This window comes from Herbihabitans rhizosphaerae (genome assembly GCF_004216555.1).
Taxonomy (GTDB): Bacteria; Actinomycetota; Actinomycetes; order Mycobacteriales; family Pseudonocardiaceae; genus Herbihabitans; species Herbihabitans rhizosphaerae.
On record NZ_SGWQ01000002.1, the window covers coordinates 626129 to 649754 of the forward strand.

Annotated in this window: 26 protein-coding genes; 8 read left to right on the plus strand and 18 right to left on the minus strand. The window is 69.4% G+C overall.

All coding sequences use genetic code 11. The features are described 5' to 3' along the window. Window positions 1-12 precede the first annotated feature (12 nt). The 6 genes from EV193_RS08595 to EV193_RS08620 all read right to left on the minus strand — a co-directional run bounded on the left by EV193_RS08595 (window position 13) and on the right by EV193_RS08620 (window position 2499). Window positions 13-402, minus strand: a complete 390-nt coding sequence (locus EV193_RS08595; protein ID WP_130343448.1) for an Asp23/Gls24 family envelope stress response protein — start codon at window positions 400-402, stop codon at window positions 13-15. Then, complete coding sequence (locus tag EV193_RS08600) at window positions 399-575, minus strand: hypothetical protein (protein WP_130343449.1); 177 nt, start codon at window positions 573-575, stop codon at window positions 399-401. Before EV193_RS08600 ends, EV193_RS08595 begins: the two co-directional genes overlap by 4 nt. 28 nt (window positions 576-603) lie before the next feature. After that, the gene (locus tag EV193_RS08605) at window positions 604-840 is read right to left on the minus strand and encodes a hypothetical protein (protein WP_130343450.1); all 237 of its coding nucleotides are present in this window, start codon (window positions 838-840) and stop codon (window positions 604-606) included. After that, window positions 837-1148, minus strand: coding sequence for an Asp23/Gls24 family envelope stress response protein (locus tag EV193_RS08610; protein ID WP_130343451.1), 312 nt, complete (start codon window positions 1146-1148; stop codon window positions 837-839). The genes EV193_RS08605 and EV193_RS08610 overlap by 4 nt, the downstream gene beginning before the upstream one ends. An 8-nt stretch (window positions 1149-1156) precedes the next feature. Further along, window positions 1157-1630, minus strand: a complete 474-nt coding sequence (locus tag EV193_RS08615) for an Asp23/Gls24 family envelope stress response protein (RefSeq protein ID WP_130343452.1) — start codon at window positions 1628-1630, stop codon at window positions 1157-1159. A 119-nt stretch (window positions 1631-1749) separates the two neighbouring features. Beyond that, a complete protein-coding gene (locus EV193_RS08620; protein WP_130343453.1) occupies window positions 1750-2499 on the minus strand; it encodes a pyrimidine reductase family protein in 750 nt (249 codons plus the stop codon). Between the two features lie 34 nt (window positions 2500-2533). Between EV193_RS08620 and zapE the strand changes: the two genes are divergently transcribed. From zapE to EV193_RS08635, 3 genes are all read left to right on the plus strand, one after another. Further along, window positions 2534-3565 (plus strand): cell division protein ZapE, encoded by a 1032-nt coding sequence (gene zapE / locus EV193_RS08625; RefSeq protein ID WP_130343454.1) that lies wholly within the window; start codon window positions 2534-2536, stop codon window positions 3563-3565. Continuing rightward, complete coding sequence (locus tag EV193_RS08630; protein ID WP_130343455.1) at window positions 3562-3945, plus strand: hypothetical protein; 384 nt, start codon at window positions 3562-3564, stop codon at window positions 3943-3945. Before zapE ends, EV193_RS08630 begins: the two co-directional genes overlap by 4 nt. A 267-nt stretch (window positions 3946-4212) precedes the next feature. Beyond that, complete coding sequence (locus tag EV193_RS08635) at window positions 4213-4959, plus strand: ceramidase domain-containing protein (protein ID WP_341273148.1); 747 nt, start codon at window positions 4213-4215, stop codon at window positions 4957-4959. Here the strand turns inward: EV193_RS08635 and EV193_RS08640 are convergent. Both EV193_RS08640 and rocD read right to left on the minus strand, forming a co-directional pair. Then, a complete protein-coding gene (locus tag EV193_RS08640) occupies window positions 4879-5604 on the minus strand; it encodes an SDR family oxidoreductase (protein ID WP_130343456.1) in 726 nt (241 codons plus the stop codon). The genes EV193_RS08635 and EV193_RS08640 overlap by 81 nt on opposite strands. Before the next feature lie 2 nt (window positions 5605-5606). Beyond that, window positions 5607-6845: an ornithine--oxo-acid transaminase gene (gene rocD / locus EV193_RS08645; protein WP_130343457.1), complete on the minus strand. Its 1239-nt coding sequence runs from the start codon at window positions 6843-6845 to the stop codon at window positions 5607-5609. 139 nt (window positions 6846-6984) lie between these two features. Between rocD and EV193_RS08650 the strand changes: the two genes are divergently transcribed. After that, window positions 6985-7863 carry a PPK2 family polyphosphate kinase gene (locus EV193_RS08650; RefSeq protein WP_130343458.1) on the plus strand — a complete coding sequence of 293 codons (879 nt, stop codon included), beginning with the start codon at window positions 6985-6987 and terminating at the stop codon, window positions 7861-7863. Here the strand turns inward: EV193_RS08650 and EV193_RS08655 are convergent. The 8 genes from EV193_RS08655 to EV193_RS08690 all read right to left on the minus strand — a co-directional run bounded on the left by EV193_RS08655 (window position 7830) and on the right by EV193_RS08690 (window position 17562). Beyond that, window positions 7830-8963: an HNH endonuclease signature motif containing protein gene (locus EV193_RS08655; RefSeq protein WP_130343459.1), complete on the minus strand. Its 1134-nt coding sequence runs from the start codon at window positions 8961-8963 to the stop codon at window positions 7830-7832. The two genes, EV193_RS08650 and EV193_RS08655, sit on opposite strands and share 34 nt — an antisense overlap. Before the next feature lie 293 nt (window positions 8964-9256). After that, window positions 9257-10264 carry a TIGR03842 family LLM class F420-dependent oxidoreductase gene (locus tag EV193_RS08660; protein WP_130343460.1) on the minus strand — a complete coding sequence of 336 codons (1008 nt, stop codon included), beginning with the start codon at window positions 10262-10264 and terminating at the stop codon, window positions 9257-9259. 10 nt (window positions 10265-10274) lie between these two features. Next, window positions 10275-11660, minus strand: a complete 1386-nt coding sequence (hydA, locus tag EV193_RS08665) for a dihydropyrimidinase (RefSeq protein ID WP_130343461.1) — start codon at window positions 11658-11660, stop codon at window positions 10275-10277. Between the two features lie 10 nt (window positions 11661-11670). Next, window positions 11671-12513, minus strand: coding sequence for a nitrilase-related carbon-nitrogen hydrolase (locus EV193_RS08670; RefSeq protein ID WP_130343462.1), 843 nt, complete (start codon window positions 12511-12513; stop codon window positions 11671-11673). After that, window positions 12506-14050, minus strand: a complete 1545-nt coding sequence (locus EV193_RS08675; RefSeq protein ID WP_130343463.1) for an NCS1 family nucleobase:cation symporter-1 — start codon at window positions 14048-14050, stop codon at window positions 12506-12508. Before EV193_RS08675 ends, EV193_RS08670 begins: the two co-directional genes overlap by 8 nt. Window positions 14051-14096: 46 nt before the next feature. Further along, window positions 14097-14894: a hypothetical protein gene (locus EV193_RS08680; RefSeq protein ID WP_130343464.1), complete on the minus strand. Its 798-nt coding sequence runs from the start codon at window positions 14892-14894 to the stop codon at window positions 14097-14099. Then, the gene (locus EV193_RS08685; protein WP_130343465.1) at window positions 14891-15919 is read right to left on the minus strand and encodes an LLM class flavin-dependent oxidoreductase; all 1029 of its coding nucleotides are present in this window, start codon (window positions 15917-15919) and stop codon (window positions 14891-14893) included. The genes EV193_RS08680 and EV193_RS08685 overlap by 4 nt, the downstream gene beginning before the upstream one ends. Window positions 15920-15942: 23 nt before the next feature. Further along, window positions 15943-17562 carry a PucR family transcriptional regulator gene (locus EV193_RS08690; RefSeq protein ID WP_130343466.1) on the minus strand — a complete coding sequence of 540 codons (1620 nt, stop codon included), beginning with the start codon at window positions 17560-17562 and terminating at the stop codon, window positions 15943-15945. A 112-nt stretch (window positions 17563-17674) separates the two neighbouring features. On the opposite strand from EV193_RS08690, the gene EV193_RS08695 reads away from it, so the two are divergent. Both EV193_RS08695 and EV193_RS08700 read left to right on the plus strand, forming a co-directional pair. Further along, on the plus strand, window positions 17675-18988 hold the full coding sequence (locus EV193_RS08695; protein WP_130343467.1) for an aspartate aminotransferase family protein: 1314 nt from the start codon (window positions 17675-17677) through the stop codon (window positions 18986-18988). Beyond that, window positions 18988-20484: a CoA-acylating methylmalonate-semialdehyde dehydrogenase gene (locus EV193_RS08700; RefSeq protein ID WP_130343468.1), complete on the plus strand. Its 1497-nt coding sequence runs from the start codon at window positions 18988-18990 to the stop codon at window positions 20482-20484. Before EV193_RS08695 ends, EV193_RS08700 begins: the two co-directional genes overlap by 1 nt. Before the next feature lies 1 nt (window position 20485). Here the strand turns inward: EV193_RS08700 and EV193_RS08705 are convergent, their stop codons facing one another. Beyond that, entirely contained in the window at window positions 20486-20950 is a 465-nt protein-coding gene (locus EV193_RS08705) for a hypothetical protein (protein WP_130343469.1), read from the minus strand. Between the two features lie 64 nt (window positions 20951-21014). Between EV193_RS08705 and EV193_RS08710 the strand changes: the two genes are divergently transcribed. Together EV193_RS08710 and EV193_RS08715 are read left to right on the plus strand one after the other, a co-directional pair. After that, window positions 21015-21224, plus strand: coding sequence for a hypothetical protein (locus tag EV193_RS08710; protein WP_130343470.1), 210 nt, complete (start codon window positions 21015-21017; stop codon window positions 21222-21224). Continuing rightward, the gene (locus EV193_RS08715) at window positions 21221-21817 is read left to right on the plus strand and encodes a nucleotidyl transferase AbiEii/AbiGii toxin family protein (protein WP_130343471.1); all 597 of its coding nucleotides are present in this window, start codon (window positions 21221-21223) and stop codon (window positions 21815-21817) included. The genes EV193_RS08710 and EV193_RS08715 overlap by 4 nt, the downstream gene beginning before the upstream one ends. Here the strand turns inward: EV193_RS08715 and EV193_RS08720 are convergent. Further along, complete coding sequence (locus EV193_RS08720) at window positions 21814-23523, minus strand: vWA domain-containing protein (RefSeq protein WP_130343472.1); 1710 nt, start codon at window positions 23521-23523, stop codon at window positions 21814-21816. The genes EV193_RS08715 and EV193_RS08720 overlap by 4 nt on opposite strands. Window positions 23524-23626: the final 103 nt, after the last annotated feature.

The window sequence follows — 23626 nt, forward strand, 5'->3', positions numbered from 1 at the left end:
TCACCGCACCTCCTAGCGAACCCGTGGCGGAATGTCCGGCAGCAGCGCGGAGATCGTCACGTCGACCGAGCGCACCTGGTACGAGGTGAGCCGGCGGACGTCCTCGGTGACCCGCGCCCGCACGTCCTCGACGACCTCGCGCACCGGCGCGGGGTAGTGCAGCGCCAGCTCGATGTGCAGGTCGACGTCGTTGCCGTCGCCGCCCACCCGCACCGCCGATCCCTGCTCGCCGAGCCCGAGGCCGGCCACCTTCTTGGCCACCGTGGTCGTGCCCGGCACGCGGTCGGCCGCGTACTGCGCGATCTTGCGCACCACGGTGTGGTCGATGCGGAGCTTGCCCCGGTCCTCCGGCGGCCGGCGGACGGGGCCCTCGTCGCGGGCGCTGGGGGCGGCGTCGGTCACTTGTCCCGGCCCCTGCCGAACACGTCGCCGAGATCGAGCTCCCCGTCGAGGATCCGGCCGACGACCAGCCCGACGAAGCCGACGGCGAGTGTCACCAGGAAGGCCGTGAAGCCCTGCGTCGCCGCGAGGCCGAGCACGAGCCCCGCGATGATTCCGGTCTGGGTCGCGTTCATCTGGATTGGCTCCTCGTGGGTCGGATGGTCACACCACGCGTGTGCGGCGGCGCCGGCGCCACCATTTGTTGACCTGGACGGCGATCCTGCGCACGCCTCGTGGGCGGCGCACGACGACTACGGGTGGATCGGTGGTCGGCGGCGGGCTCGCCTTGAGTTCCTGGATCCCGGCGACGAACGCGTCCGGATCGCCGCCGCGATCCGGGTGGTGCGCCTTGACGAACGCGCGGTAGGCCGCGCGCTCCTCCGGCGTGCGCCCGCTCACGCGTCACCGTCCACGATGTCGGTGACCGTCACGTCCACCGCGCCGGCCCCGCTGATCGCGCGCACCCGCTCGCGAAGCTCGGCCACCACGGCCGGGATCGGGTTGCCGGCCAGCAGCACCACGGCGATCTCCACGGCCCCCGCCGACTCGTCCACGGTCACGCCGATCACCTTGCGGCCCGGCACGAGCGTGGCGACCACGCCGAACGGCCCGCCGTCGAGCCGCGCGACGGCCGGGTGCGCGAGCACCGCGTCGGCGATCTCGTCGGCCAGTTGGCCTGGCTCGGGCGTCGGGGTCGGCGGGGACATCGGCGAGATCACTCCACGCGGGACTGCGCGGTGGTGTCCTCGTCCTCGTCGGGCAGGTGGATGTCGTTCACGGCGATGTTGACCTCGATGACCTCGAGGCCGGTCATCCGCTCGACTGCGGTGATCACGTTGCGGCGCACCGCGCGGGCCAGTTCGACGATGCCGGCGCCGTACTCGACGACGACGTCCAGGTCGATCGCGGCCTGCTTCTCGCCGACCTCGACGGCCACGCCGGACGTCGACACGGTGCCCGCACCCGGGATGCGCTCACGCAGCGCGCCGAACGCGCGGGACACGCCGCCGCCCAACGAGTGCACGCCCGAGATCTCCCTGGTGGCCATGCCGGCGATCTTCTGCACGACGGTCGAGGAGATCGTCGTCTTGCCGTCGGAGTTCTCGTCCGCGAGGCGAGCGGGGGCCGAGCTCGAGCCGGAGATGGCCTTGCTCTCGTCGCTCTTGCCCGCGCCGCTGGTCTGCGCCATGGGATTGCGCTCCTTCCCTGGGAGTCGACCCGGTGATGTCCGGCGTCGCAGTGGTCTTCTCAGTGATCACCCTGTACCCGCACAAGCCTAGCCACAAACCGGCATGCGGTGCCGGGTGATCAACTAGACTTCACCCGGTACCGCAGCATCAAGAAGCCGTCCTCGGTGAGCACCGACGCCAGGTCGAGTTCGAGTGCCCGTTCGGACAGCGGCCCGACCGCGATCCGGCTCGCGTCCCCGCCGGTGATCAGTGGCGACACCGTGAGACAGAGCTGGTCCACGAGACCGTCGGCGATCATCGTGCCGAACAGGCGCGGCCCGCCCTCGCAGCACACCCGCAGCAGCCCGCGCTCGGCCAGTGCGTCCATCGCGGTGGGCAGGTGCACGCCGTCGTCTCCGGCGACCACCACGTCCGCACCCGCGTCGGCCAGCGCGGCGCGGCGGCCCTTGGGTGCCGCGGCCGACGTGATCACGATCGTCGGCACCTCGGTGTCGGTGATCAGCGGCGCGTCGGGCGCGATCGTGCCGCGTGCGCTGACCACGGCGATCGGCGGTACCGGGGCGAGCCCCAGGCGGGCCCGCCGCTCACCGCGCACCCCGCTCACGCCGATACCCCGATAGCCCTCGACGGTGGCGGTTCCCGCGCCGACCAGCACCACGTCACAGAGGTCGCGGCCGAACCGGAAGATCCGTTGATCGGCCGGCCCGGACAGGCCCTCGGAGCGTCCTTCGGCGGTCACCGCGCCGTCGGTACTGCTCACGAAGTTCACCTGGATCCACGGCCGCACAAGGTTTTCCGGGTACGCGTAGAGCTTCTCGAGGTGTGTGTCGTCCACCTCGTCGAGCGGCTCGGGCCACAGCTGTCGCACGGGTCCATCCCATCACGTGGCTACGCTCTGCGGCATGTCCGCCGCGCACTTGTGCGACCGCAGTCCCGAGGTCGACCCCGAGGAACTGGTCACCTCGATGACCCCGCCCCCGAGGTTCGACCGGGTCCGCTTCGACACCTACGTCCCGAACGAGAACGAGCCGAGTCAGGCGGCCGCGGTGCGCGCCTGCCGGGAGTTCGCCGAGCGGGTGGCCGCGCCCGCGCGCGCGAAGTCGGGCTGGCGACGGTTGTTCGGCGGGGGTGACGCCGAGCCGCACGCGCCCGGTCTGTACCTGGACGGCGGGTTCGGTGTCGGCAAGACGCACCTGCTCGCGTCGCTGTGGCACACGGTGCCCGGTCCGGCGAAGGCGTACGGCACGTTCGTCGAGCTGACCCACCTGGTCGGCGCGCTGGGGTTCGCCGAGGCCGTCGCCCGGCTGTCTCAGCATCGGCTGCTCGCGATCGACGAGTTCGAGCTGGACGATCCCGGCGACACGATGCTGGTCACCCGGCTGCTGCGGGAGTTGACCGACGCCGGGGTGTTCGTGGCCGCGACGTCCAACACGCTGCCGGACAAGCTGGGGGAGGGACGGTTCGCCGCCGAGGACTTCCTGCGCGAGATCCACTCCATGTCGGCCCGGTTCACCGTGGTGCGGGTGGACGGGCCGGACTACCGCCATCGCGGTCTGCCCGACGCGCCCAATCCACTGTCCGATGTGGACCTGGAGGCGAGTGCCGCCACCACGCCGGGGTCCACTGTGGACGGTTTCGCCGAGCTGTGCGCGCACCTGGCCAGGCTGCACCCGTCGCGCTACGGCCGGCTCGTCGACGAGGTCACCACCGTCCACTTGCGACAGGTCGAGCCGGTGGCCGACGAGGCGGTCGCGCTGCGTGTGGTGGCACTGGTCGACCGGTTGTACGACAGGGCGATTCCCGTTGTGGTGTCAGGGAAACCGCTGTCGGCGATCTTCACCGAGGAGATGCTGCTCGGCGGGTACCGGAAGAAGTACCTGCGCGCCACGAGCCGGCTGATCGCGCTCGCACGGGACGCGGCGGTCCACACATGAGCACGTTTCCGGGGAGGCCAGTCCTCGGGGTGCACGTGCGGCACATCAGGCAGACCAGTGGGCCGGGTCAGGTCGCCATCGTCGATGTCGACTTCGAGCCGGCTGCCGATGGGGTCACGATCGGTGTCGCCGCCGACGTCGACACCGGCGACTACTCGTTCCCGGAGGACGTGCCGCGGTACGTCGAGGCGCTCGGCGAGGGCGTCTGCGCGGAGCTGGCCGAGATCGGGGCGGCGCCAGCGGTGGCGGTCACGGTGCGGCGAATCCGCATGCACGAGGTGGACTCGAACGAGATGGCGTTCACGGTGGCCGGGAGGCTCGCGGTGCGGGAGGCACTCAGGCGCGACGGCGACCCGAGCGGTCCCCCTGACGCTCGTTGACCAACGACCACACCGACACCGCGCTACGTGATCCGCTCGCGCCACGCTTACCGGTGGATTCCGACTCGGCGGCATGCCGAGACGCGAGTTCGTGGCGAATCTGGTCGTAGATCGGAGTGTCGGTCACCCGAGTCCTTCCGTCGCGGTGGGGCAGAGGTACGCGCGCAGGGACCGTCGTACGGCGGCAGGTGGGCCACGTTACCCCTCGTGCCGGATCAAGCTCACAGCGCCACACCGAAACCGGCCCAGCCTCGTTAGGGTGAACCCGTGCAGCTGGACACCTACGTCGACAGCTACTGCGAGCGGCTCGAGCCCGGACTGTGGGGCGAGCCGCTCAACGCGCTGAGCAACCTGGCGTTCGCGGTCGCCGCGGTCGCGGTGTGGATCAGCCTGCGTACCACCGACGGCCGCCGCGTGCCGGCCAGTATCGCCGCGCTGCCGGTGCTCATCGCGTTGGTGTTCCTCGGCAGCACGGCCTTCCACACCACCGCGACCCGCTGGGGCGGCCTGCTCGACGTGCTGTTCATCGCGGTGTTCCTGCTGCACTACGTCGCGGTGTTCACGCACTGGTTCGCCGGCCTGCGCTGGCGGCTGGCGCTGGTCGGCGTCGGGGTGTTCGTGCTGTTCACCGGGCTGGTGTCGGTGACCCTGGGCCGGGTGATCCCCGGCGGCTCCGGCATGTACGCGGCGGCCCTGGTCGCCGTGCTGGCGTTCGCCGGCTGGCTGCGGTTCGCCGGGCCGGTCGACGCGCGGCCGCACTGGCGGATGTTCGCTGCCGCCGGTGTGGTGTTCGCCGTGTCGCTGACCCTGCGCACCCTGGACCGCCCGCTGTGCGACTCGATGCCGATCGGCACGCACTACTGGTGGCACACGCTGAATGCGATCGCGCTGTACCTGGTGTCGCGGGCGGCCGTCGCACGCTGGCGACAGGTGTCAGGGTTCCTCGAAGTGGATGGCCTTGATGAAGCAGTCGCGCGGCCGGCTGATCGCGAAGACGACGCAGTCGACCAGTGACTGGCTCGTGAGCGGATCCTTCGCGCTCCTCGGCGTGGTCAACCATTCCGGCGAGAGCGGATCGGTGTTGACGAAGTCCGGCGGGTAGAGCGAGATGACGCGGACTCCTTGCGAGCGCAGCCGCTTGGACAGGATCTCGGCGAACCCGCCCTGCGCGTTCTTGGCGCTGTAGAAGGCATCGTGCGCCGTGGAGCGCTGGTGGCCGGCGGTTCCGGCACTGGAGATCATCGTGAGGATGTCGGGCTTGTCCGACCGCAGGAGCAGGGGCAGGAAGGCCTTGGTCGCCAGGACCGTGCCGGTCGCACCGGAGGCGATGGTGTCGACGACGTCCGTGTCGGAGGCCGACAGCAGGTCCGCGCCGTCCAGGTAGCGGGCGCCGTTGTTGACCAGCACATCGACCCGGCCGGCGCGTTCCTCGACATCGCGCGCGAAGGCGGCGATGGACGGCGGGTCGGTGAGGTCGCAGGCGAACGCGTGGGCTCGTCCGCCCCGCTGGTCGATCTCGTCGCGGGTGCGCTGGGCGGCCTCCAGCGTGCGAGCCGACAGGAACACCTCGGCGCCGAGGTCGGCGAGCCGGATGGCCAGCGTGCGCCCGAAGTCGCGGCCGGCGGCGGTGACGACGACGCGGTGGTCATCGAGTGCCATGGTCAACGAGCCACCACCTCGGCGATCGCGTCGATGCCGTGGTCGAGATCCTCCCGGCTGATCACCAGCGGGGGAGCGACGCGCAGCGTGGTGTCGTGCGTTTCCTTGCACAGCACGCCCTTGCCGGCCAGTGCCTCGGACGCGTCGCGCCCGCTCGGCCCGCCGGGGGCGATCTCGACACCGGCCCACAGCCCGCGGCCGCGCACCTCGGCGACGCCGTTGCCGACCAGTTCGCCGAGCCGGGCGTGCAGGTGCGCGCCGAGGGTGCGGGAGCGCTCCTGGAACTCGCCGGTGGCCAGCAGCTTGATCACCGCGCGGCCGACCGCGCAGGCCAGCGGGTTGCCGCCGAAGGTGGAGCCGTGCTCGCCGGGCCGCAGCACGCCGAGCACGTCGTGCCGGCCGACCACGGCGGAGACCGGGAGCACGCCGCCGCCGAGCGCCTTGCCGAGCGTGTACAGGTCGGCGCGCACGCCCTCGTGGTCCAGCGCGAGCAGCTCACCGGTGCGCGCGAGACCCGACTGGATCTCGTCGGCGATCATCAGGACGTTGTTCTCGTCGCAGATCCGGCGCACCTCGCGCAGGTAGCCGGGCGGCGGCACGAGCACGCCGGCCTCGCCCTGGATCGGCTCGACCAGCACGGCGGCGGTGCGGTCGGTGATCGCGCCCTGGAGCGCCTCGGCGTCGCCGTACCTCACCACGGAGAAGCCAGGCGTGTAGGGCCCGAAGTCGTTGCGCGCCACCGAATCGGTGGAGAAGGAGATGATCGTGGTGGTGCGGCCGTGGAAGTTCGAACCGGCGACCACGATCTCAGCGGTGCCGTCCGGAACGCCCTTCACCCGGTAGGCCCACTTCCGGGCGACCTTGACCGCCGACTCGACCGCCTCGGCGCCGGAGTTCATCGGCAGCACCAGGTCGGTGCCGGTGAGTTCGGCCAGCTCACGGCAGAACAGGCCGAGCTGGTCGTGGTGGAAGGCGCGGCTGGTGAGCGTGACGCGGCCAAGTTGCTCGATCGTGGCGGCGATCAGCGCCGGGTGCCGGTGGCCGAAGTTAAGCGCGGAGTAGCCCGCGAGGAAGTCGAGGTACCGGCGACCGTCCACATCGGTGACCCAGGCACCCTCGGCCTCGGCGATCACGACGGGGAGCGGATGGTAGTTGTGTGTGCTCCACTGCTCGTCGAGCGCGACGAAGTCAGCCGGCGTGGTGGGCGTGCCCGCGGTGGGGCGATCGGCAGTCACGGTCATGCCTTCAGGCTAAGGGGCCGGATGCGTCTGGTTCATCCGCTGGGCGTTGCTTACTGCGGCACTTTGTTGCGCCGATCTCGCATCACACGATTGATTGTTGCGGCGCGCGAAATCGGGGTGACGCGTCTACTCTCCGTCCATGGGTAAGAAGGATGCCAGTGAGCCGTCCGTTCGGGACGCGTTGAGAGTACGTCGCGGCCGGACCCGATCGTTCGCACTCGCGCCGGACGACACGCCGGTCGGTCCGGGTTCGAAGGCCAAGGCGGCGAAGAATCTGGACGAGGTCGCCGACGAGTTGGCGGGCTTGCAGGAGGCGTTGTACGCCGAAGGTGTCACCGGTGGCGAACGGCGGGTTCTCCTTGTGCTGCAAGGGATGGACACGTCCGGCAAGGGTGGAACCATCCGGCACGTGTGCGGTCTGGTGAACCCGCAGGGCTTGTCGATCGCCTCGTTCAAGAAGCCCACCGTGGCCGAGCGCCGGCACCCGTTCCTGTGGCGGATTCGCCGCGAACTGCCCGCCGCGGGCCAGATCGGGGTTTTCGACCGGTCGCACTACGAGGACGTGCTCGTGCCCCGGGTGGAGAACCTGGTGCCCGAGGCCATCTGGCGCGGCCGGTACGACGAGATCAACGAATTCGAGGCGGAGCTCACCGACGCGGGCACCACGATCGTGAAGTGCTTCCTGCACATCTCCAAGGACGAGCAGGCCGAGCGGATAGCGGCGCGGCTCAACGATCCGACGAAGCAGTGGAAGCACAATCCCGGCGACCTGAACAGCCGCGCGAAGTGGGACGACTACCAGGCCGCGTACGCCGAGATGCTGTCGAAATGCTCGACCCGCACGGCGCCCTGGTACGTGATCCCGGCGAACCGGAAGTGGTACCGCAACTGGGCGGTCGCGAATCTGCTGCTGGAAACCCTGCGCGACATGAAGCCCCAATTGCCGGGACCGGACTACGACGTCGAAGAGGAACTCGCCAGACTTCAGAACGGTGGTTCGTCGGGTGGCAAGTCGTAGGTGCGGCCGAGTGGGCTGGTCCAGGTGAAGTGGCCCGGTTTCGGTTGTTCGACGGTCCATCCGTTGTCGTGTTTGGCGTGGTGGTGTTGTTCGCAGAAGGGGCCGAGGTTGCCGTCCCACGTTTCCCCGCCATCACCGTAGGCGAGCGTGTGGTCGATCTCGCAGGACACGGCGGGCCGGTGACACCCATGCCCGCGACAGGTCTTGTCCCGCACCTGGACGTGTTCGGCCAACGCCGCTGACGGATACCGTTTGCGCCCCAAATTGAGCACGGTGTTGTCGATCGGATCGGTGAGCATGCGCCGCCAGGTGGAGTGCTGATCGGCGAGTTCGCGGCAGGCTTGCGCGGTCAACGGCCCGTACCCGGCGAGTTCGCCGGGCTGATCGGAGATCCCGGCCAATACGGTGGCTGGCACGGTGACGTAGACGACGACTTTGCGGCGGCTGTTGTCCTTGCCCAGCAATAGATCCAGCGCCACATCAGCCCGGATCTGGGCGAGGGTGCGGTCGTCGCCGGCGCGCTTGATCTGCCGCGCACACCGGTCGATCAACGCATAGGCGGCCATCGTCCGATCGGACGCACCGGTGATCAACAGCTCCCCAATCCCGTCTTCGAGCGGTTCGTGGTGCACCGCCCGATCCCGCAACCGCACCTGCCGCCGCCGTTCAGCTCCTTCGGGATCGACCTTCACCACCTGCCGACGCGCCCGATCCACGAGTTGCTTGTGGGTCCGCTCCGCACAGTCCCGCAAGACGGCCATCTCCACCGCCTGCGCCTGCTCGCCCTCCAGAGAAGAAACAATGTGGAGAATCTTCTCCCCGGTGTATCCATCGATCGAGCCTTTCTCGATCGCAGTCACCGTGTCAGGCAATCGCGACACCATGCGCTGCGCGGTCTCGATCCGATAATCAGCTTGCGGCTGATCCATTTTCAAAGCGGCCGCCAGCTCCACACTCGCCATCCCCGGCCTGCCGTCATCACGCGATGGATAGGCCCGCCCGAATTCATCGAGCAAGCGAATCAGCCGCCCGTCGATCTCCCGCCGCATCCGCTGCAACGCGATGATCTCGTCAAGCACATCCCCAACCGTTTCGAACATACGTTCGAGTCTATCGGATCGCGACCCCGGAAAGCGTCACTCGACCAGGTGAAACCCGCTGGTCGATCGCCGTCACCAGAGGCGGCGCGGTACGGGCAAAAGGCAGGCGGAGCCTGCCCGTAGCGCCTGCGATTAGGGCCGATCGAGGCTCGCAAGTCAAGGGTGACGAGCGCTAGCGAGGAATCGGCGAAGCCGACGCCGAAGGCGCCCTTGACTTGTGAGAATCGGCCCGCACAATACCGCGCCGCCGCCTCCGATTACCCGCAGAGATCACCCCAAGCCCAGAACGCAGATCACCCCACCGCCGCCCCCACCCGAGGAATGATCTGCTCACCATAAGCCGCAAGCGTCTGCTCCCGCTGATCGTGCATCAGATAAACCGCGAACTGATCCGCCCCAATCTCCGCCAGCTCGTTCAACCGCTCCACATGCCGATCCGCCGTCCCCAACAAACAAAACCGATCCACAATCTCATCGGGAACGAAATCCGTCGACCGATTCCCCGCCTTCCCGTGATGCGAATAGTCGTACCCCTCACGCTCCCGGATGTATTCAGTCAGCTCATGCGGCACAGGCCCCGATTCGCCATAGCGCGCCACCAGATCGGCCACATGATTGCCCACCATTCCGCCAAACCAGCGAAGCTGATCCCGCTGGTGCGCCAGATCGTCGCCCACGTACGCAGGCGCAGCCACGCACATGGTGATCCCCCCAGGATCACGCCCAGCCTCCCGCGCCGCGCTGCGCACCGACTCGATCGTCCACTTCGCGATCGCCGGATCCGCCGTCTGCAGAATGAACCCGTCCGCGTGCTCGCCGACCAACTTCAACGCCTTCGGCCCATAGGCCGCCATCCAGATTTCCAGCCGCCCGTCGCGCACCCACGGAATGCGCACCGGTGACCCGTGCAGTTCGGTTTCCCGACCCTCCGCCAGCTCCCTGATCACATGCATGGACTCGCCCAACGTCGCCAGCGACGCGGGTTTCTGCCCGATCACCCGGCGCGCCGAATCACCCCGCCCGATCCCGCACACCGTCCGATTGCCGAACATGTCGTTGAGCGTGGCGAACAGGGACGCGGTCACCGACCAGTCCCGGGTACTCGGATTCGTCACCATCGGCCCGACGGTCAGATTCGACGTGTTCGCCAGAATCTGCGAGTAGATGACGAACGGCTCCTGCCACAGCACGCACGAATCGAACGTCCACCCGTACCGGAAACCGCGCGCCTCGGCCTCTTTCATCAGCCGTACGACATCGCTTGCCGGCGGGTCGGTCTGCAGCACCACTCCGAATTCCATGGCTAACCCCTCAGCTCAGGTACTGACACAGGTCGCGCCGCAGGAACCGCCCGTGGCCCGCACGACCGTGGAACTCGCCGCCGTCCACCACGATCTCCCCGCGAGACAGCACGGTGGACACGCGACCAGTGATCTCCATGCCCTCGTAGGCGGAGTAGTCGACGTTCATGTGATGCGTCTCCGCGGACAGCGTCTGCTTGGCCGCCGGGTCGTACACCACGATGTCGGCGTCCGAGCCGGGCGCGATCACGCCCTTGCGCGGGTACATGCCGAACATCCGGGCCGGGGTCGTCGAGGACACCTCGACCCAGCGCGCCAGGGTCAGTTCACCGGCGACCACGCCCTGGTGCAGCAGGTCCATCCGGTGCTCGACACCCGGCATGCCGTTCGGGATCTTGGAGAAGTCGTCGCGGCCGAGCTCCTTCTGATCCTTGAAGCAGAACGGGCAGTGGTCCGTCGACACGACCGACAAGTCGTTGGTGCGCAAGCCTTTCCAGAGATCGGCCTGGTGGTCCTTGGGGCGCAGCGGGGGAGAGGCGACGTACTTGGCGCCCTCGAACTCCGGTTTCGCGAGATCCTCGATGGACAGGTACAGGTACTGCGGGCAGGTCTCGGCGAACACGTTCTGCCCGGCGTCGCGCGCCTCCGCTACGGCCTCCAGCGCGTGCCGGGCGGACAGGTGCACGATGTACAGCGGCGCGCCGGTGACCTTGGCGAGCTGGATCGCGCGGTGGGTCGCCTCGCCCTCCAGTTCCGGCGGTCGGGTGATCCCGTGCTGCACCGGCTCGGTGCGCCCCTCGGCGAGTGCCACGGCGACCAGTTCATCGATCGCGATGCCGTTCTCCGCGTGCATCATGATCGTCGAGCCGGACTCGGTGGCCTTGCGCATCGCGCGCAGGATCTCGCCGTCGGTGGAGTACAGCGCGCCCGGATAGGCCATGAACATCTTGAAGCTGTTCACGCCGGCCTCGACGCAGGCGTCCATCTCCTTGAGCGTCGTGTCGTTCACGTCCGACACGATCATGTGGAAGCCGTAGTCGATCGCGCAGTTCCCGTCCGCCTTCTCGTGCCACTTGTCCAACGTGGACTGGAGCAGCGTGCCTTTCTGCTGCACGGCGAAGTCGACGATCGTGGTGGTGCCACCCCAGGCGGCGGCCTTCGTGCCGGTCTCGAAGCTGTCCGCGGAGACCGTGCCGCCGAACGGCATCTCCATGTGCGTGTGTGCGTCGATCCCACCGGGGAGCACGTATTTCCCGGACGCGTCGACAATGCGATCGGCCTCGGTGAAAACACCGGGAGCGGTGACCGCGACGATGGTTTCACCGTCCACCAGAACGTCGGCCGCCACGGTACCCGTCGAATTGACGACCGTGCCGTTTCGAATCAGTGTGCGCATGTCTTCCACCTCACGGCTGGGTCAGCGACTCGTAGGAATCGGGCCGGCGGTCGCGGTAGAACTGCCACAGGTTCCGCACCTCGGCGAGCCGGTCCATGTCGAGATCGCGCACCACCACCTCGTCCTCGGTGTCCGACGCGGCCTCGCCCATGAGCTGGCCACGCGGGTCCGCGAAGTAGGTCTGGCCGTAGAAGTCGTTGTCGCCCAACGGTTCCACGCCGACCCGGTTGATCGCGCCGACGAAGTACTCGTTGGCGACGGCCGCCGCCGGCTGCTCGAGCCGCCACAGGTACTCCGACAGCCCGCGCGAGGTGGCCGACGGGTTGAACACGATCCGCGCACCGCCGAGCCCGAGCGCCCGCCAGCCCTCGGGGAAATGCCGCTCGTAGCAGATGTACACGCCGATCTTTCCGACCGCGGTGTCGAATACCGGATATCCGAGGTTGCCGGGACGGAAGTAGAACTTCTCCCAGAACCCTTTCACCTGCGGAATGTGGTTCTTGCGGTGCTTTCCGAGGTATTTCCCGTCGGCGTCGATCACCGCGGCGGTGTTGTAGTAGACGCCCGGGTGCTCCTCTTCGTACATCGGCACCACGAGCACGATTCCGTGCTGCTTGGCCACCTCGCACATGAGATTCGTCGTGGGGCCGTCCGGGATCGCCTCGGTGTAGGAGTAGTAGTCGGCGTCCTGCACCTGGCAGAAATACGGGCCGTAGAACAACTCCTGGAGGCACACCACCTGCGCACCCTGCGAGGCCGCTGTCGCGATGTGGTCGACGGCCGCACGGATCATCGACTCCTTGTCCCCTGTCCACTTCTGCTGCACCAGGCCTGCCCTGATCACCTCAGGCACGTGCTTCTCCCTCCTGTACTCGAACGGGCACGCTGGCCCGGCGTTCACTCAATGGAGCCAGAATCAGATAGACGACGAAAGCCACGACGAGCCCAACCACCCAACTGTGGTCGTACAGCGGCCGCAGGAACGGGATCAGGCCGTCCGTGGGGAACGGGCCGGCCTTCCCGGCCGCCGTGTACGCGCCGCCGACCGCGATCATCGCGCCGACCACGGTCGCCACCAGGGCCGGCAGGTTCCACCCGGCGCTGAACCAGTAGCGGCCTTCGCGCCGGTACAGATCGGCCACCTCCAGTTGCCGGCGCGAGCGGAACCAGTAGCCGGCGATCAGCACGCCCGCCACCGGGCTGAGCACGCCGCCGTAGAACACCAGCCAGCCGTTGATGTAGGTGTCGGCGTCGGCGATCAGCCGCCACGGCTGGATCGCGATGCCGATCAGGCCGGTGATCAACCCGCCGAGCGCGAAGTTCACCTTCTTCGGGAACGCGTTGGAGAAGTCGTAGGCGGGGCTCACCACGTTCGCCGCGAGGTTGCACGACAGGGTGGCGAACACCAGCGCGATCAAGCTGATGATCACGATCACCGGGCTGGAGAACCGGTTGGCCAGCAGCACCGGGTCCCAGATCGCCTCACCGAACAGGACCACGCCGCCGGAGGTCGTGAAGATCGCCACGAGCGCGATGAACGACATCGTGGTGGGCAGGCCGAGTATCTGACCCATCACCTGTTTGCGTTGACTGCCACCGAATCGGGTGAAGTCCGGCATGTTCAGTGACAAAGTCGCCCAGAACGCGATCATCGCGGTCAGCGAGGGGAAGAAAACCTTCCAGAACTCCGCGCCCCAGCCGAGCGTGGACGGCTGCGACAGGATCGGGCCGACGCCGGCCTTGCTCACCACGTAGATCAACATGATCAGGAAGCCGACGGTGACCAGGGGAGCGGTCCAGTTCTCGAACCGCCGCACCGCCTCCATCCCGCGCCAGATGATCAGCATCTCGAACGCCCAGAACACCAGGAACGACAGCCACAACGTCCACGGCTTGCCCCACAGCGCGGCGGCGCCGAGCCAGCCGTCGCCGGCGATCTTGCCGAGGATGATGTAGATCGCCTGGCCGCCGACCCACGTCTGGATGCCGAACCACGCGCACGCGATGAACGCGCGCAGCAGGGCCGCGAGGTTGGCCCCGCGCAGGCCGAAGAACGCGCGGGCGAGTACCGGGAACGGGATGCCGAACCGGGTGCCGGCGTGGCTGTTCAGCAGCATCGGGACCAGCACGATCAGGTTGCCGAGCGTGATCGTGATGAACGCCTGCACCCAGTCCATCCCGAACCCGATCAGCGACGCCGCCAGCATGTAGCTCGGGATGTTGTGCGCCATGCCCATCCACAGCGCGAAGTAGTTGTAGGTGCTCCAGGTGCGCTTCTCGACCGGCACCGGCGCCAGCTCGGGGTTGTAGAACCGACTGTCCCGAATGGACGAATGGTCGTCGAGATCGACCCGCCCGTCCGGATGGGTGACCTGCGTGATCGCTGCCATCACGGCATCGTCATTGTGGTCGCGGTCACCCGGCAGAGTCACAGTGTCAACCGATGCAGGAGATGGTGAACACTCTGTCGGTTGCGCGGAACCAGCCTTCGTCCGCGAACACCTGCGCGCCCGCCGCCCGGAGTGCCTCGTCGGCACGCGCCGCGGCGACGAAACCGGCCGGATCGTCGCCGAACAGCGCACGCAGCGCCGAGGACTCGGCGAGCAGTGTCGACAACAACGTGGGCTGGTCGACCAGCCGTCGCGGGGTGCCCTGCGAATCGGCGAGCACGCCGCGGCGGTGCACGTAGAGGTACCCGCCGTCGAGCCGTTCGCCGGACCGCAGGGTGACACGAAAATCGTTGTGGGGCAACAGAACCCGGTGATAGTGCACCTCGGTGGCGTCGACCGCGGCGAGTTGCTCGGCGTCCAGGAACGCGACGACGATCGTGGTCTCGACGCCCGGGTCGGCGTACGGCGAGGCGGACACATAACCGGCGCGGCTGATGTGCGATGACACGCCGATACCGACGCCACGCACCCGAACCGGCACCATCGGCACGATCGCGGACGGCCCCAGCTTGTGGCACAACTGCGCCGGCGACGCGTTCGAGCCGACCGCGACCGACGGAACGCGCGCCGTGATCGGGTCGACCCCGAGCCCGGTCAACACAGAGTCGAGCGGCTGGCCGGCCAGCGGCCAGTCGCCGACACCGCCCGGTGCGACCGTGAACGGCGACAGCCGGCGGTCGTGCAACAGCATGGGCTCGGCCGGCGCGCGACCGGGATAGCAGAGCGGGTCGAGAGCCGGCACACGGTCGAATCCGAGTGCCTCGAGGCTTCGGTCCGCGGTCATGGGCGAGCCGGGACGGCCGTGGTCAACCGGGGGAGAACGTGCTCGCCGAACAGCCGGATCACGTCGAGCACGTCCGGCAGCGGCAGCCCGCCGATGTCCGCGATCACCAGGTGCGCGTCCAGTCCGAGCAGCGCGGCCAGCTCGTTGAGCCGGTGCGCGACCTCGTCGGGATCGCCGCAGACCGCCGGGCCGGCCATCAGCTCGTCCACGTCGATCGGATGGCCGTCGCCACGCCAGCGATCGGCGAAGCTCGCGTACGCGGACAGGTGCGGGCGCCACCGCTCGCGCGCCTCCGCCGTGGTCTTCGCGACGTGCAGGTGACTCGGCAGCGCCACCCGACCGGGTCCGAACCCGTTGGCGCGCAAGGCTTTCCGGTAGCGCGTCAGCACATCGACGTAAATCGCCGGATCGCGCAGCGTGCTCGGCAGCACCAGCGGTAGATCGAGTTCCGCGGCCAGATCGGTGGACACGGCCGACGCGCTGCCCACCCAGACCGGCGGCGCCGGACGCTGCACCGGCCGCGGCATCGTGGTGACCGACGACAGCCGGCCGCGGAACCGGCCGTCCCAGTCGACATCGCGTTCGGTGAGCAGCCGCAGCAGCAATCTGAGGTGCTCGTCGAACCGGGTGCGCAGGTCCTGCGGCGCCACACCGAACACGGCGTCCGCACCCGCGTCGACGCCCCGGGCCACGATCAGCTCGGCCCGGCCGCCGGACAGTGCGTCCAGCATGCCCAGCTCCTCGGCGACGCGCACCGGATCGCGGTGCGCCAACAGCGTCACGCCGGTGGACAGGCGCAGCGTCGAGGTCCGCGCCGCCACCGCACCGAGCACGACCTCGGGCGCGGACACGATGTACCGGGTGAAGTGGTGCTCGCCGATCGCCACGCCGGTGAAGCCGGCCTGCTCGGCGGCGACCGCCTGCTCGACCATGCCGCGCAGCCGCTCGGCCTCGTCCACGGCGACACCGGTACCCGGGTCCGGGAGGTGATCGCCGAGGATCAGCAGGTACACGTCGGCCGGCATCTTCGCACGATACCGGCGTTTGATCAGTCGCCGCCGATCTCGTGTGCCAGCAGCGCCACGTGCAGCGACAGCACCGACTCCGGGTCGTCCAGTGACACGCCGAGCACCTGTTCGATCCGCGAGAGCTGCTGGTAGTACGCCGTCCTGGAGACGTGCGCCGCCGCGGCCGCCGCCGACTTGTTCCCGCCGTGCGCGCAGTAGTGCCGCAGCGTGTCGAGCAGCCGGCTGCCGTGCGCCTCGTCCCGCGCGATCAGCGGACCCAACTCGCGGTCGGCGAACGCGGCGACCCGGCCGTCCTCGACGAGCAGGTGCAGCAGCCCGCGCAGCCGCACGTCGTCCAGCCGGTGGTAGGGCCGCCCGTCCGGTGAGCGCGCCGCCGCCTGCGCCACGTGCGCCGCCTCGACCAGGCTGCGCCGCGCGTCGGCCACCCGGTCGACCGTCGTGCCGACTGCCAGCACCACCGGCATCGCACGCGGGGAGGCGGGTGCGGCGTGGTGGATCTCCTTGGCCAGCCGCAGCAGCACCGCGTCCGGATTCGCTTGCGGTGTCAGGGAAAGCAGCGCGCGCACGGTCGTGTCGTCGACCACGCCGACGAGGGCGGAAACCCGGGCGCGCCGGGCCGCCAGCGCGGTCGCCTCGGCGAGGTCGCGCAGGACCTCCTGGGTCGCCATCGCCGGTGCCGGGTTGGCCGCGGCACTCGGGCGCACCGCGACGCCGATCAGTTTGCGGTTCTCCAGTGGCACGCCCAGCGCTCGGGTTCGCGCGGTCAGGTCGGCCGACGTGACGGGCGAGGCGAGCAGCTCGGTGAGCAGCGTGCGGTGCGCGTGCCGCTCCAACCCCTCCCGGTCGCGGGCCACCAGCCGGTGCACGGCCAGCGCCGACGCCGCCCGCTCGGCCACCACGACGTGCCGGTGCGGCGGCTGGTCCTGGCCCACCAACACGAGCCGCCCCCAGTCGTTGCCACGCGCGCCGACGATGGTGACCAGCCAGCCGGAGTCGGGGTCGAAGCTGGTGCGTTCGCCGAGCGTGACCGCCGAGGACCGCTCCGCCCAGTTCGCCAGCAGCTCGGTGGTGTCGGCGCCGGCGCTGTCGTAGGCCAGCACCTCGTGCGACAGCGTCTCCAGCACCACCGGCAGGTTCGCCATCCTGGCCACCTCGCGCAGCACCTCGGCCGGCTCGGCACCCGAGACGGTGAGCGCGGTGAACGTCTCGTGCACCTGCTCGGCCGCGCGCAGCTCGGCCACCTGGGCGTCCACGATCAGGCCCACCACCGCCTCGGTGACCGACACGAACCGGGTTTCCCTGGCCAGGGTGATCAGCGGCAGCCCGAGCGTCTCGGCCGCGCCGACCATGGCCGGCGGCAGCTCGCCCTGCCAGTGCCGCAGCAGCTCCACGACCACGCCGACCACGCCGGCGTCGGCCAGCTCGTCGATGTACCGGGTGAGGCCGGCCGCGTCGTCGGGCAGCGCGATGCCGGTGGTCAGCACCAGCTCACCGCCGCGCAGCAGGTGCGCGATGTCGGCCACCTCGGCCACGTGCACCCACCGCACCCGCTGATCCAGGCCGTCGGAACCCGCGGCCACGCTCGGGCGGCCGCCGCGGATCACCGGCAGGGCGAGCACATCACTGACGGTCGGGTACATCGCGGCGCACCTCCGCGAAGGTCGAGTCCGTTTTCACTGTGTACGGCGAGTGTGCCTATCGCGATACACCTTGTCCATGTGTCGCTCCGGGGCTGGTTGCGACACTGGCCGCATGACGAGCGACGAGCTGCTGACCCGACACAAGACCGTGCTCCCGAGCTGGCTGGCGCTGTTCTACGAGGAGCCGATCGAGATCGTCTCAGGCTCCGGGCGACGCGTGACCGATTCCAGCGGGCGCGAGTACCTCGACTTCTTCGCCGGCATCCTGACCAACGCGGTCGGCTACGACATCGCCGAGATCAGCGACGCCATCCGGTCCCAAGTGGACACCGGCATCCTGCACACCTCGACGCTGTACCTGATCCGCAACCAGATCGAGCTGGCCGAGAAACTGGCCGAGCTGTCCGGCATCCCGGACGCCAAGGTCTTCTTCACCACCTCGGGTACCGAGGCGAACGAGGCGGCGCTGCTGCTGGCCACCCAGTACCGGCGCAGCAACCAGGTGCTGGCCATGCGGAACTCGTTCCACGGCCGCGGGTTCGGCTCGATCGCCGTGACCGGCAACCGAGGCTGGTCGGCGACCTCACTCAGCCCGGTCAACGTGAGCTACGTGCACGGCGGCTACCGGTACCGCGGGCCGTTCACCGGCCTGTCCGACGCCGACTACATCAAGGCGTGCGTCGAGGACCTGCGCGAGGTGCTCGACACGATGACCGCCGGTGATGTGGCCTGTCTGATCGCTGAGCCCATCCAGGGGGTCGGCGGGTTCGCGCTGCCGCCGGACGGGCTGTACGGCGCGTTCGCGGAGGTGCTCGCCGAGCACGGGATCCTGTTCATCTCCGACGAGGTGCAGACCGCGTGGGGGCGCACCGGTGAGAACTTCTGGGGCATCACCGCGCACGGCGTGACTCCGGACATGATGACCTTCGCCAAGGGCCTGGCCAACGGGCTGGCGATCGGCGGCGTGATCGCCCGGGGCGACGTGATGGACTGCCTCACCGCCAAGTCGATCTCCACGTTCGGCGGCAACCCGGTGGCCACCGCGGGTGCCAAGGCGTCGCTGGACTACGTGCTCGATCACGACCTGCAGGGCAACGCGGCCAAGCTCGGTGCCGTGCTCAGGGACGGGCTGACCGAGGCGGCCGCGCGGCACGACGTGCTCGGCGACGTGCGCGGCAAGGGGCTCATGATCGCGCTGGAGTTCGTCGAACCCGGCGGCCGGAAGCCGAGTCCTCGCGCGGCGGCGCACCTGACCGAGGAGGCGAAGGCACGCGGCCTGCTGGTCGGCAAGGGCGGCCTGTACGACAACGTCATCCGGGTGGCTCCGCCGTTGACGCTGACCGAGGCCGAGGCGACCGAGGGCTTGGAGATCCTGCGCGAGTCGATCGCTGTCGTGGACGAGACCGCGAAGAAGGAGAGCACCTGATGCCGGCGACGATCAGCCACCGCATCGGCGGCAAGCCCTGGGAAGGTGTGCCAGAGCGCTCCGGCGAGGTGTTCGATCCGGCGACCGGCACGGTCAGCGGGCTCGTCGGCTTCGCCGGACCGTCCGAAGTGGACGAAGCGGTTTCGGCTGCGGCACAAGCGTTTCCGGCTTGGCGGGACGCGTCGCTGGCAGCCCGCATGTCGGTGCTGTTCCGGTTCCGCGAGCTGCTGGCCGCCCGGCGCGGCGAGCTGGCCGCGATCGTGACCGCCGAGCACGGCAAGGTGCTCGACGACGCGGCGGGCGAGGTGCAGCGCGCGCTGGAGGCGGTGGAGTTCGCGTGTGGCGTGCCGTCCGCGCTCAAGGGCGGGTTCAGCGAGAACGTGTCGTCCACTGTGGACACTTACCAGATCAAACAGCCGCTCGGCGTGGTCTGTGTGATCTCGCCGTTCAACTTCCCGGCGATGGTGCCGCTGTGGTTCGTGCCGAACGCGATCGCGTGCGGCAACACGGTGGTGCTCAAGCCGAGCGAGAAGGACCCGTCGGCGGCGAACTTCATCGCCGATCTGTGGGCCGAGGCCGGGCTGCCGGACGGCGTGCTGAACGTCGTGCACGGCGACAAGGTCGCGGTGGACGCGCTGCTGTCGCACGACGAGGTGCGAGCGGTGTCGTTCGTGGGGTCGACACCGATCGCGCGGTACGTGTACGAGACCGGCACCGGGCACGGCAAGCGGGTGCAGGCGTTGGGCGGCGCGAAGAACCACATGCTGGTGCTGCCGGACGCCGATCTCGATCTGGCGGCGGACGCGGCGGTGTCGGCCGGGTTCGGCTCGGCGGGCGAGCGGTGCATGGCGGTGTCCGTGGTGGTGGCGGTCGACCCGGTCGGCGACGAGTTGGTCGGCAAGATCACCGACCGGATGGCCGGCGTGCGGGTGGGTGACGGCCGTCGCGAAGGCAGCCAGATGGGCCCACTGGTCACCCGCGCGCACCGGGAGCGTGTCGCGTCCTATGTGGACGCCGGCGTGACGGCGGGTGCCCGGCTCGCGGTGGACGGCCGTGGGTCCACTGTGGACGGTGAGCCGGACGGCTTCTGGCTCGGCCCGACGCTGTTTGACCACGTGCGGCCGGAGATGTCGGTGTACACCGACGAGATCTTCGGACCGGTGCTGTCGGTCGTGCGCGCGCCGAGTTACCCCGACGCGCTCTCGCTGATCAACTCCAACCCGTACGGCAACGGGACGGCGATCTTCACCAACGACGGGGGAGCGGCCCGCCGGTTCACCCACGAGGTGGAGGTCGGCATGGTCGGGGTGAACGTCCCGATCCCCGTGCCGGTGGGTTACTACTCCTTCGGTGGCTGGAAGAGCTCACTGTTCGGGGACACGCACGCGTACGGGCCGGACGGGATCCACTTCTTCACCCGCGCGAAGGTGGTCACCTCCCGGTGGCTGGATCCGTCACACGGTGGGGTGAACCTCGGCTTCCCGCGTAACGAGTGACCTACCGCGGCAGCTTCACATCGGCCGGCAGGACGGCGCGGGGCACCTGGAACACGGCGAGTGCCAGGTACCCGCGCGCGCAGTTCATGTTGGTCGGCGTGTCCTGGCCGATCTTGCGCGCGGTCAGCTCGCCGTTGCGCAGGTGCAGGGTCGCTCCGGTCGCCCGGTAGCAGTGGGTGCTGATCGGGAAGGCGACGTACACGGTGTTCGCGAGCGACCCGTCCGTGGCGCGCGGACGCAACGCCGCTCCGACCCGCTCGCCCAGTTCCGCCCGATACGCGTCGGAGTAACCGGTCACCTTGGCCGGATCGTCGAGCACCCGCGGCGGCACGCGGGGCGAGACGTCCGGCTCGAACACCAGCAGGGCGGCACCGGCGACGGTCGGCTCGGGCTCCTCGGACGAGCAGCCCACGATGGTGAGCAGAACGAGCACGCCCGCGGCGAAGGCTCGCAGGATCGTGGACATGCCCGTCCGACGCGCCTCGCCCCGGATCGGCTCCCGGCGAGCGTCCGCGCACTAGAATGAGGTCGTGGACGGATTGACGACCGAGGCGAAGCGACTTCGGCTCGCACTGGACATGTATGAGTTCGGTGTGAAGATGCTGCGCCAACGGATTCGGCGGGAGAATCCCGGCGTCAGCGACCGTGAGGTCACTGACGAGGTCCGTGCATGGCGTCACACGCGGCCAGGAGCGGAAAACGGTGACTATCCCGGGCCGCCGTCGCGCAGGTTCGCGTGAACCTTCTCGCCCAGGCACTGCAATCAGCGGCCGCGCTGCTGGACCGCCAGCAGCGGCACTGGGCCCTCGTCGGCGGGCTTGCCGTGTCAGCTCGCAGCATTCCTCGGTTCACCAGTGACGTCGATCTCGCCGTCGCGGTCGCCGATGACAAGACTGCCGAAGAGTTGGTGCGATCTTTCGCGGCAACCGGGTTCAGGCTCTCGGCGCTGGTCGAGCAGGAAGCTGCTGACCGACTGGCCACAGCGCGCCTGGAGTCGACGACAGCCAACGACGACGAGGTGCTGGTGGATCTCCTGTTCGCCAGTTCCGGCATCGAGGCCGAGATCGTTGCCGCCGCTGAACGAGTCGCCATCTTCCCGGAACTCACCGTTCCAGTGGCGACCCGTGGTCACCTCATCGCGGTGAAGGTGCTGTCGCAGGACGACGACGCGCGTCAGCAGGACTTGATCGACCTGCGGAACCTGCTGGCCGTCGCGACCGACGAGGATCTTCGGCTCGCTCGCGAGTCGGTGCAGTTGATCACCGCGCGCGGGTTCAACCGTGAGCGCGAACTCGCCGTCGATCTTGAGGCCTTTGTCAAGCGGATGCGTTAGCCGGCGCCCACCTGTGCCGCCGCCGGTGCGAACGCGGGCGTGCCGGCGAAGGTCGCCGTGTAGCCGCCGCGCAGCGACTCGACCAGGCTGATCGCACCGGTGCACCCGGCCACCCCGGCCGCGTCGGTGGTCGCCACACACAGTTGGCGGCCAGCGTGTGTGAAGCGGATCTGGTGTCCCGCAAGGGGAACGGCGTTATCCGTTCGGGTCAGCACGGCGCGCGTGGTCATCGCGTACCGCAGCAGCCCGGGGCTGGTGATCTTCGCCGGCGACGCGGCGATCGCGGTCGGCGCGCGGATCACGGTGTACGCGCAGTCGGCCGCGCCGGTCCGTCCGGCGAGGTCGGACCCGGTGACCCGCACGGTGCGCGCGCCGGCCGTGGCGGTGTCGGCACTGGCCGCCGTGCCGGGGGACACCGGCCCGGAGTGCACGTCGGCCACGCCGGCTCCGACCATCGCCGGTGACCCGACCGTGAACGTGGGCGCCTGGCCGCAGCTGACCGCCGGATCCACGAGGTCGACCTTCAGCCCGTTCACCGTCGCCTGCGCGGAGTTGCCCTTCGTGTCGGTCGCGGTGCCGGTCACCGACTGCGGGGTCGCGGCCGACGTGAGCGTCACCGGCGGGGTGCACGACGCGATCCCGGAGGCGTCCGAGCAGGTGAACGTGACAGCCGGAGCCGTTGTGTACCAACCGTTCTGGCCGTTCGGCGCGGCGGGCGACACCGACACGGTGATCGTCGGCGCGACCGCGTCGCCGACGGTCACGGTGGTCGTCTCCGTCGTCCCCGGCGAGCCGTTGATCAGGTACTGCACGGTGCACCGGTAGACACCTGGTGGCGTACCGGCCAGCACCCCGACGGTCTTGGTGAACGGCGCCGGGGTGCCGGCCCGCACGGTCACGCCGGCCGGCCCGACGGCCATGGTGACAGCGGAATCGCAAGTGCCGAGGCGGTGTGTCACGACCATCTCGAGCCGGCGCATGCCGTCCGAGAGCGCGGTCGCCACCTGGTCCGCGGGCGCCGGCGGCATCAGCGCGCCGCCGGTGGCGTCGACGATCGCGGTGGCCTGTCCGAACGCGTCCAGCCCGCCACCGGTCCCGCCGCTGACCGGCACGGCGACGACCCGGATGTTGGCCGCTCGCAACGCGTTGCCCGCGTCGGCGAGCGTGTGGCCGAGGCTCGGATCGTTCGACCGGGCATCGCCGAACCACGCGATGATCCGCGTGCTGTTCGGGCGCCAGGCGATCGCGTCGGTGGCGAGCCGGAAGTGCGCGTTGATGAAGTCGGTCTCCGGTGTGCCGCCCCCGCCGGCCGAGTCGAGCCAGTTCTGGGCGCCGGCTCGGACGGCGTTCATGTCGTCGGTCAGCGGCGTGCGTACCTGAAACACCTGCGGCCCGTTGACCTGCTCCTTGTACTCGGCGATCCCGAACCTCGCGTCGGGCTGGTCGGCGAGAACCCGGTCGGTGATCGTGCCGATGTTGTTGCGCACGTTCGCCAGCACCGGGTCCATGCCGCCCGTCGTGTCGGCGAGGAACACGATGTCCGGCCGTGGACCGACGAGCGGGGTGGGCACGGACGTCGACACCGTCGCCGACTGGCCGGGCTCGAGGGTCAGATCCTCGTCCGCGAGCGCCGTCGCCGGAGCGACGATCGCGGTCGCGATACCGATGATCACGGCCGCTGTGGTGCGCGAGATTCGCCGGGACATGGCCCCTCCTCACCGCGACTGCCCGAAATGGGCGAGTCGTTGCTCTGTTTGGAGTCGCGGTGCCACCGGTGGCCGTTACCCATCGCTATCGTCGGAATGAGTG

Coding starts and splice junctions, on each gene's coding strand:
- EV193_RS08600 (WP_130343449.1), bottom strand. CDS start 575: ATGAACGCGACCCAGACCGGAATCATCGCGGGGCTCGTGCTCGGCCTC.
- EV193_RS08610 (WP_130343451.1), bottom strand. CDS start 1,148: ATGTCCCCGCCGACCCCGACGCCCGAGCCAGGCCAACTGGCCGACGAG.
- EV193_RS08615 (WP_130343452.1), bottom strand. CDS start 1,630: ATGGCGCAGACCAGCGGCGCGGGCAAGAGCGACGAGAGCAAGGCCATC.
- zapE (WP_130343454.1), top strand. CDS start 2,534: ATGTCCGCCGCGCACTTGTGCGACCGCAGTCCCGAGGTCGACCCCGAG.
- EV193_RS08630 (WP_130343455.1), top strand. CDS start 3,562: ATGAGCACGTTTCCGGGGAGGCCAGTCCTCGGGGTGCACGTGCGGCAC.
- EV193_RS08640 (WP_130343456.1), bottom strand. CDS start 5,604: ATGGCACTCGATGACCACCGCGTCGTCGTCACCGCCGCCGGCCGCGAC.
- rocD (WP_130343457.1), bottom strand. CDS start 6,845: ATGACCGTGACTGCCGATCGCCCCACCGCGGGCACGCCCACCACGCCG.
- EV193_RS08650 (WP_130343458.1), top strand. CDS start 6,985: ATGGGTAAGAAGGATGCCAGTGAGCCGTCCGTTCGGGACGCGTTGAGA.
- EV193_RS08655 (WP_130343459.1), bottom strand. CDS start 8,963: ATGTTCGAAACGGTTGGGGATGTGCTTGACGAGATCATCGCGTTGCAG.
- EV193_RS08660 (WP_130343460.1), bottom strand. CDS start 10,264: ATGGAATTCGGAGTGGTGCTGCAGACCGACCCGCCGGCAAGCGATGTC.
- hydA (WP_130343461.1), bottom strand. CDS start 11,660: ATGCGCACACTGATTCGAAACGGCACGGTCGTCAATTCGACGGGTACC.
- EV193_RS08675 (WP_130343463.1), bottom strand. CDS start 14,050: ATGGCAGCGATCACGCAGGTCACCCATCCGGACGGGCGGGTCGATCTC.
- EV193_RS08680 (WP_130343464.1), bottom strand. CDS start 14,894: ATGACCGCGGACCGAAGCCTCGAGGCACTCGGATTCGACCGTGTGCCG.
- EV193_RS08685 (WP_130343465.1), bottom strand. CDS start 15,919: ATGCCGGCCGACGTGTACCTGCTGATCCTCGGCGATCACCTCCCGGAC.
- EV193_RS08690 (WP_130343466.1), bottom strand. CDS start 17,562: ATGTACCCGACCGTCAGTGATGTGCTCGCCCTGCCGGTGATCCGCGGC.
- EV193_RS08695 (WP_130343467.1), top strand. CDS start 17,675: ATGACGAGCGACGAGCTGCTGACCCGACACAAGACCGTGCTCCCGAGC.
- EV193_RS08700 (WP_130343468.1), top strand. CDS start 18,988: ATGCCGGCGACGATCAGCCACCGCATCGGCGGCAAGCCCTGGGAAGGT.
- EV193_RS08705 (WP_130343469.1), bottom strand. CDS start 20,950: ATGTCCACGATCCTGCGAGCCTTCGCCGCGGGCGTGCTCGTTCTGCTC.
- EV193_RS08720 (WP_130343472.1), bottom strand. CDS start 23,523: ATGTCCCGGCGAATCTCGCGCACCACAGCGGCCGTGATCATCGGTATC.